At 43.8% G+C, this 6,352-nt stretch carries 8 protein-coding genes; 4 read left to right on the top strand and 4 right to left on the bottom strand.

The features are described from left to right. The first annotated feature begins 97 nt into the window (after positions 1-97). From prfA to VIP81_RS07525, 3 genes are all read left to right on the top strand, one after another. Positions 98-1,162, top strand: coding sequence for a peptide chain release factor 1 (gene prfA / locus VIP81_RS07535; protein WP_331958011.1), 1,065 nt, complete (start codon positions 98-100; stop codon positions 1,160-1,162). 171 nt (positions 1,163-1,333) lie between these two features. Then, positions 1,334-1,915: a hypothetical protein gene (locus VIP81_RS07530; protein ID WP_331958009.1), complete on the top strand. Its 582-nt coding sequence runs from the start codon at positions 1,334-1,336 to the stop codon at positions 1,913-1,915. Between the two features lie 208 nt (positions 1,916-2,123). Further along, entirely contained in the window at positions 2,124-2,822 is a 699-nt protein-coding gene (locus VIP81_RS07525) for an OmpA family protein (RefSeq protein ID WP_331958007.1), read from the top strand. Positions 2,823-2,891: 69 nt separating this feature from the next. On the opposite strand, the gene VIP81_RS07520 is transcribed toward VIP81_RS07525, so the two are convergent. The 4 genes from VIP81_RS07520 to VIP81_RS07505 form a co-directional block, all read right to left on the bottom strand. After that, entirely contained in the window at positions 2,892-3,281 is a 390-nt protein-coding gene (locus VIP81_RS07520; RefSeq protein WP_331958005.1) for a VanZ family protein, read from the bottom strand. Between the two features lie 111 nt (positions 3,282-3,392). Next, positions 3,393-3,773, bottom strand: a complete 381-nt coding sequence (gcvH, locus tag VIP81_RS07515) for a glycine cleavage system protein GcvH (protein ID WP_331958003.1) — start codon at positions 3,771-3,773, stop codon at positions 3,393-3,395. A 144-nt stretch (positions 3,774-3,917) separates the two neighbouring features. Further along, on the bottom strand, positions 3,918-4,580 hold the full coding sequence (locus VIP81_RS07510; protein WP_331958001.1) for a peptidylprolyl isomerase: 663 nt from the start codon (positions 4,578-4,580) through the stop codon (positions 3,918-3,920). A 9-nt stretch (positions 4,581-4,589) separates the two neighbouring features. Continuing rightward, a complete protein-coding gene (locus tag VIP81_RS07505; RefSeq protein ID WP_331957999.1) occupies positions 4,590-4,928 on the bottom strand; it encodes a hypothetical protein in 339 nt (112 codons plus the stop codon). Positions 4,929-5,314: 386 nt separating this feature from the next. On the opposite strand from VIP81_RS07505, the gene VIP81_RS07500 reads away from it, so the two are divergent. Further along, the gene (locus VIP81_RS07500; protein WP_414649313.1) at positions 5,315-6,274 is read left to right on the top strand and encodes an AAA family ATPase; all 960 of its coding nucleotides are present in this window, start codon (positions 5,315-5,317) and stop codon (positions 6,272-6,274) included. Positions 6,275-6,352: the final 78 nt, after the last annotated feature.

Here is a 6,352-nt window from a genome sequence, read left to right as displayed (position 1 = left end):
ACCTGCTGTTTAATTAAGTTAATGGTGTTAATTTTGCAACCCGATTGGCAGTATCTTTTTCCGGTTGGGAAAGGATACTCAAAAGTCAAATATAATTATGATAGACAAACTGGAAGCTATAAAAGGTCGTTTCGAGCAGGTATCAATGGCGCTCACCAACCCGGCAGTTGTTAGTGATAACAAGAAGTTTGGGCAGCTGAGCAAGGAATACCGGCAGTTGGAAAAGATCGTGAAGGCATATGACGCCTACCGTAAATTACTGGACAATATCGCATTTAACAAGGAAGTGCTGGACAGTGGTGACGATGAAATGCGCGAGCTGGCCAAAGCAGAAACGGAAGAACTGCAGGAGCAGAAAACGGTCCTGGAAGAAGATATCCGCAACCTGCTGATACCAAAAGATCCTCAGGACGAAAAGAATGCAATCCTTGAAATTCGCGCCGGTACCGGCGGGGATGAGGCCAGTCTTTTTGCGGGTGACTTATTCCGTATGTACCTCCGCTTCTGTGAACTCAAGGGCTGGTCTACCAGTTTGCTGAGTGAAAACGCTGGTTCCGCCGGTGGTTACAAGGAGATTGTATTGGAAGTGAATGGCGACGATGTGTATGGTACCCTGAAGTTTGAATCAGGTGTACACCGTGTACAGCGTGTGCCGGCTACAGAAGCCTCCGGCCGTGTGCATACCTCTGCTGCTACCGTTGCGGTATTACCGGAAGCGGAAGAAGTGGATGTGGATGTACGTGAAGCAGATATTAAAATGGACACCTTCCGTTCCTCCGGCGCGGGTGGTCAGCACGTAAATAAAACCGAATCGGCGGTAAGGCTTACGCATATTCCTACAGGTGTGGTGGTAGAGTGTCAGGAAGGACGTAGCCAGCACTCCAACCGTGAAATTGCAATGAAAATGTTGCGGACCCGTATCTATGAAGCGGCGGTACGTAAACATGAAGATGCCATTGCCTCCAAACGTAAGAGTTTGGTATCTACCGGTGACCGTTCTGCTAAAATACGTACCTACAACTACCCTCAGGGACGTGTTACAGATCACCGTATTGGTATGACCGTATATAACATGGATGCCTTTATGAACGGTGAAATCAAAGATATGATTGATGCCCTTTCATTTGCGGAAAACGCAGAGAAACTGAAACAAGGAAGCTAATCTGATAAAGACTGGCAGTTGCAGAAAGATACCGGGAACATGTATTCTCTGTTATCTTTCTGCAACGACTCCGCAGTTTCGTAAAATATCCTACATTTAGTTAGCCGTCTCGTATTAACGGGGCGGTTGCACTAAAACGAAAACCTTTTCTTTCCCTAAAATCATCTCCAAATGTTAGAGCAATTAATGGACCTCGTTCGGGAACATGCACAGGGTGCTGTGGTGAACAATCCTGCTGTTCCAAATGAACAGAATGAAGCTGTGATCGGCGCAGCTACAGAGTCTATCGCATCCGGTTTACAACAAGAACTGGCCAGTGGTAACACGGAAGGCGTACTGTCTTTATTAAATGGTAATAGCGAGGCTGCTGCGGGCAATCCGGTAGTAAGCAATATCTCCAATAACCTGGTAGGTACGCTGTTGGAAAAATTCAACCTGGATAAGGGGGCAGCCACGCAGCTGGCGGCTTCGCTGATCCCAACGGTATTGAGTTCTCTCGCTAATAAAACCAGCGATCCTGCCAATGGTAGTTTTAGTTTGGATGGTATCCTGAATTCACTGACAGGTGGCTCCGCACAAGGCATCAATCTGCAAGGGATACTGGGTCAGTTATCCGGCGGCCTGGATAAAAACGGCGATGGCAAGGTGGATCTGGACGATTTAAAAAGCCTGTTATCCAATGGCGCACAACAACAACAGCAGGCAAATACCGGTGGTGGTATTGGCGGAATGCTGAAAAATCTGCTGGGTTAATCTTTTGCTCACGTGGGATCGTTTGTTGATCACCGTTATATTATCGGTATATAATACTTTTGCCATGTATTAAATGCCTGTCTTTTTTTTATTTTTTGTTTACTTATACTAATCAATAAGTTGTGAATAATAAATTAGATTGGCAACATATTTGATTACAAGCTTTTTCAATTAGTTTTGTCAACGGAATTAATGCTTAAAAACCTTCATGTCTAAATTTATTATGATGAAAAATTTCAATGTTCTGGTAGCTTTAGTTTTATCTGTGACCATGTTGTTCAGTTGTAAAACCTGGCAGAGCGCGGATAATACTAAGAAAGGTGCTGCTATCGGTGTAGGTGGTGGAGCTGCCGCTGGTGCTATCATCGGTAAAGTAGCCGGTAATACTGCCCTTGGTGCTATCATCGGAGCTGTTGTAGGCGGTGCTGGTGGTGCTTTGATTGGTAAAAAAATGGATAAACAGGCGCAGGAAATAAAAACAGAAGTACCAAATGCAACTGTAGAACGTGTGGGTGAAGGTATCAACGTAACTTTTGATGCAGGTGTATTATTTGGTTTTGATAAGTCCAATCTGTCTCCTGTAGCCCAGGACAACATCAAGCAACTGGCTGTTGTACTGAATAAATATCCTGATACATATGTACGTGTAGAAGGTCATACAGATGATAAGGGTACAGATGAATATAACATGAGTTTATCTGAAAGAAGAACTAAAGCTGTGATGGCGTTCCTGCAGGCGCAGGGTATTGCTGCCAGCCGTATTCAGGGTTTCTGGTATGGTAAATCACAACCTAAAGTACCAAATGATTCTGACGCTAACCGCGCTATTAACCGCCGTTGTGAGTTCTCTATCTTCGCAAATGACAAAATGAAGAATGACGCGAAGAAAGAAGCTGGTCAACAGTAATAAAAATATTAAGAACACTTATTTCTCATAAGCAGATATACATTCCCCCCTGTTTACAGGGGGGATTTTTTATTTCTTTTCGGAGAAGAACAGGTGCCGCACAATTTTAAATACCCATACCCCTGCAATGGCTCCCAATGTATCCGCTATCACATCATACATATCGAAACTCCGTCCTATGGCCCAGTATTTTTGTATGAACTCAATGGCAAGACCATAACCGGCGGCAACAATTACCAGCAGTAATAAGGTACGGGGAGAAATATATTTCTTTTGCCAGTAAATGCCCAGACTGAGAAACAGTACAATTCCACCAAACAAGCCAAAGTGAACGAACTTATCGAAATGGACTTTTTCAAAAAAGGAGTTGGTAGGAATATCTTTTCCCGGCAGGGTACACAAAACAAGGATCAGGATGATCCAAAATATCGCTGGAATATAATATCTAAGGGTCTTCATCTTCCGTATTAAATTATTGTTATACACGATGTAAAAAGGACAACAGGCCTATCGTTCATAACGAGCCTGTTGTCCTTTCTTATATAAAATATAAAGATGTTTCGGGTGTAATTATTCACCTACCAGTGCCTGGTATGCAGCTGCATCCAGAAGGGCTTCTACATCAGCCGGGTTGTTAACGGTTACTTTCACCATCCAGCCTTCGCCGTATGGGTCCTGGTTTACCAGTTCTGGTGAGCTATCCAGTTCAGGGTTTACTTCACTAACGGTGCCTGCCACAGGCATAAAGAGATCAGATACTGTTTTCACTGCTTCTACTGTACCAAACACTTCTTCAGCGTTTACTGGCTTATTCAATGAGTTGATATCAACGAAAACTATATCGCCTAATTCGCGCTGTGCAAATTCAGTTATACCGATGGTAGCTACGTTACCTTCTAATAAAACCCATTCGTGATCCTTTGTGTAACGCAGGTTTGACGGAAAATTCATATCAAGTTTGATTTTGAGCGGTAAAAATACATATTTTGGAGCATAAAGCACAAAGCGTAAAGCAAAAAGCTATTTAAGCGAATGACGATGTTATTGATAGTGTCCGCTTAAATAGCTTTTTGCTTTACGCTTTTTGCTTTATGCTTAAAATACCCCCCACTTTTTAACGACTCTTATCCGCATGGGTACATCTTCCAGTGGCCTGTCGTGGCTATCTGTTTTTAGTGCAGCAATTTTATCTATCACTTCCATGCCTTTAATGACCTGTCCAAATACCGTATAGCTTTGATCCAGGTAAGGGCAGCCTCCCTCTGTTTTGTATACCCGGCGCTGGTCTACGGGGATTTTTCGGCCACCTAGCCTTGTTTTTTCCAGTTTATCCAGTTGTTCGTCCGTGAAAACTTTGCCCTGCACAATATAGAACTGGCAACCGGACGAGGCTTTATCGGGCCGGTCGTCGCGGGCAGCGCCCAATGCACCTTTACGATGGTATAGGTCCAGCTGGAACTCGGGAGGAATCGTATAACCTACATCTCCATTCCCCAGCGTATCGCCGGGATGGGCATGTTTGGAATCCGGGTCTCCGCCCTGTATCATAAAGTTGTTGATCACCCGATGAAACAGGGTGCTATCGTAAAAGTGTTGTTTGGCCAGCTTTACGAAGTTTTTGCGGTGCTTCGGGGTTTGATCATACAGCTTAATGATCATGGTGCCATACGGTGTGATTACTTTCACTTTTCTGTCTTTTGCGGCAACAGAGAAGGCAAGGAACAACAGGAAGGCACTGAGGGTTAATAGTTTCTTCATAAGATATCTTTATGCTTCTTCGTGGTCAGCAAAGTAAGCAATAATATGCTCTTTCAGGAAGTGTTCCTGTTCCATCATTTCCATTTTAGGAACTGGCTGCAGTTCTTTAAAATGAGGCCAGCCGTCTTTATCGTAGCCATCTACTTCAAAGTATCCGCTCTGGCTCAGGAGCGTACACACGGCCACATGCATGAGATCCTGTTTCTGTTCTTTGGTATATTTCTTTTTAAGATTATTTATTTCATTTACGCCGATCAGGAAAAGAATGGCTTCCATATTGGGTGTTTTACCAAACCTTTCGGTAAGCATTTCTTCTACCGGTTTCCAGCGCTGCTCAAAATCTTCCATATTTTTATTTATTGTTGTTATTAAAGTTAGCAGAAAGCTTAAAGCAGAAAGCAAAAAGCAAAAAGCTATTTTAGCGGATCATCGTCAGATATCTGCTTATATCCGCTAAAATAGCTTTTTGCTTTCTGCTTTAAGCTTTCCGCTTCCGGCAAATGTACGTTATAGGGAAAAATATTATATAAATATGCCGGGCTTTATTAATTTAGGCAGCATCTTTAAATGATTATGTGTTCTAAAATGGCCACAGTGGCAAGTTTAACAGCATTTTAACGGCCTGTTCACATAGTGATAAGTTTTATTTGACGAGAGAATGTTTATTTTAGCACACCTGAAAAATTATTAGCATGGAAAATACATCGTCCGACATCCGGCAACTGAATGAGAAGATTCACCAGGCAAGCGCCTTCGTGGACCTGCTCACAATGGAGTTAGGTAAAGTAATTGTTGGCCAGCGTTATATGGTGGAGAGACTGCTCATCGGTTTGCTGGCCCAGGGCCACGTACTGCTGGAAGGCGTACCCGGTCTGGCAAAAACCTTGTCTATCAAGTCCCTCTCATCCGCTATCAACGCTAAATTCAGCCGTATACAGTTTACGCCTGACCTGTTACCTGCGGATGTGATAGGTACTATGATCTATAACCAGCAGAAGAACGAGTTCGTGGTTCGCAGAGGTCCCATCTTCGCCAATTTTATCCTGGCGGATGAAATCAACCGTGCCCCGGCAAAAGTGCAGAGCGCCCTGCTGGAAGCCATGCAGGAAAGACAAATCACCATCGGTGACACCACTTTCAAACTGGATGAACCTTTCCTGGTACTGGCCACCCAGAACCCCATTGAACAGGAAGGTACCTACACCCTGCCAGAAGCACAGGTAGATCGTTTCATGCTGAAAGTAGTGATCGGTTACCCTACCAAAGAAGAGGAAAAACTGATCATCCGTCAGAACCTGAATCCGGAAGCCATGGCGCCTATCCGCCCCATCATACAACCTTCCGATATCATGGAAGCACGTAAACTGGTAAGAGAAGTGTATATGGATGAGAAAATTGAAAAATATATTCTCGATATCGTTTTTGCTACCCGTAATCCGGAAGAATATAAACTGAATAAACTGAAGCCACTGATCGCATACGGAGGTTCGCCAAGAGCCAGTATCAACCTGGCCTGGGCTGCCAAAGCATATGCTTTCATGAAACGCCGCGGTTATGTGATTCCGGAAGATGTACGTAATGTATGCTTTGACGTAATGCGTCACCGTGTTGGCTTAACTTATGAAGCCGAAGCAGAAAATGTAACCAGCGAAAACATCCTGAGCGAAATACTGAACGCGGTAGAAGTACCATAGAAGCTTTTAGCCGTTAGCTTTTAGCTTTTAGATGGCGGTCATCTTTGTTGTGATCCGTAATTCGTAATTCGTAATTCG

The sequence above is a fragment of the Chitinophaga sp. genome (assembly GCF_036566945.1).
Taxonomy (GTDB): domain Bacteria; phylum Bacteroidota; class Bacteroidia; order Chitinophagales; family Chitinophagaceae; genus Chitinophaga.
Note: the sequence above shows the minus strand (reverse complement) of the source record. Positions and strands in the feature narration are given on the sequence as shown.

Coding starts and splice junctions, on each gene's coding strand:
- prfA (WP_331958011.1), top strand. CDS start 98: ATGATAGACAAACTGGAAGCTATAAAAGGTCGTTTCGAGCAGGTATCA.
- VIP81_RS07530 (WP_331958009.1), top strand. CDS start 1,334: ATGTTAGAGCAATTAATGGACCTCGTTCGGGAACATGCACAGGGTGCT.
- gcvH (WP_331958003.1), bottom strand. CDS start 3,773: ATGAATTTTCCGTCAAACCTGCGTTACACAAAGGATCACGAATGGGTT.
- VIP81_RS07520 (WP_331958005.1), bottom strand. CDS start 3,281: ATGAAGACCCTTAGATATTATATTCCAGCGATATTTTGGATCATCCTG.
- VIP81_RS07510 (WP_331958001.1), bottom strand. CDS start 4,580: ATGAAGAAACTATTAACCCTCAGTGCCTTCCTGTTGTTCCTTGCCTTC.
- VIP81_RS07525 (WP_331958007.1), top strand. CDS start 2,124: ATGTCTAAATTTATTATGATGAAAAATTTCAATGTTCTGGTAGCTTTA.
- VIP81_RS07505 (WP_331957999.1), bottom strand. CDS start 4,928: ATGGAAGATTTTGAGCAGCGCTGGAAACCGGTAGAAGAAATGCTTACC.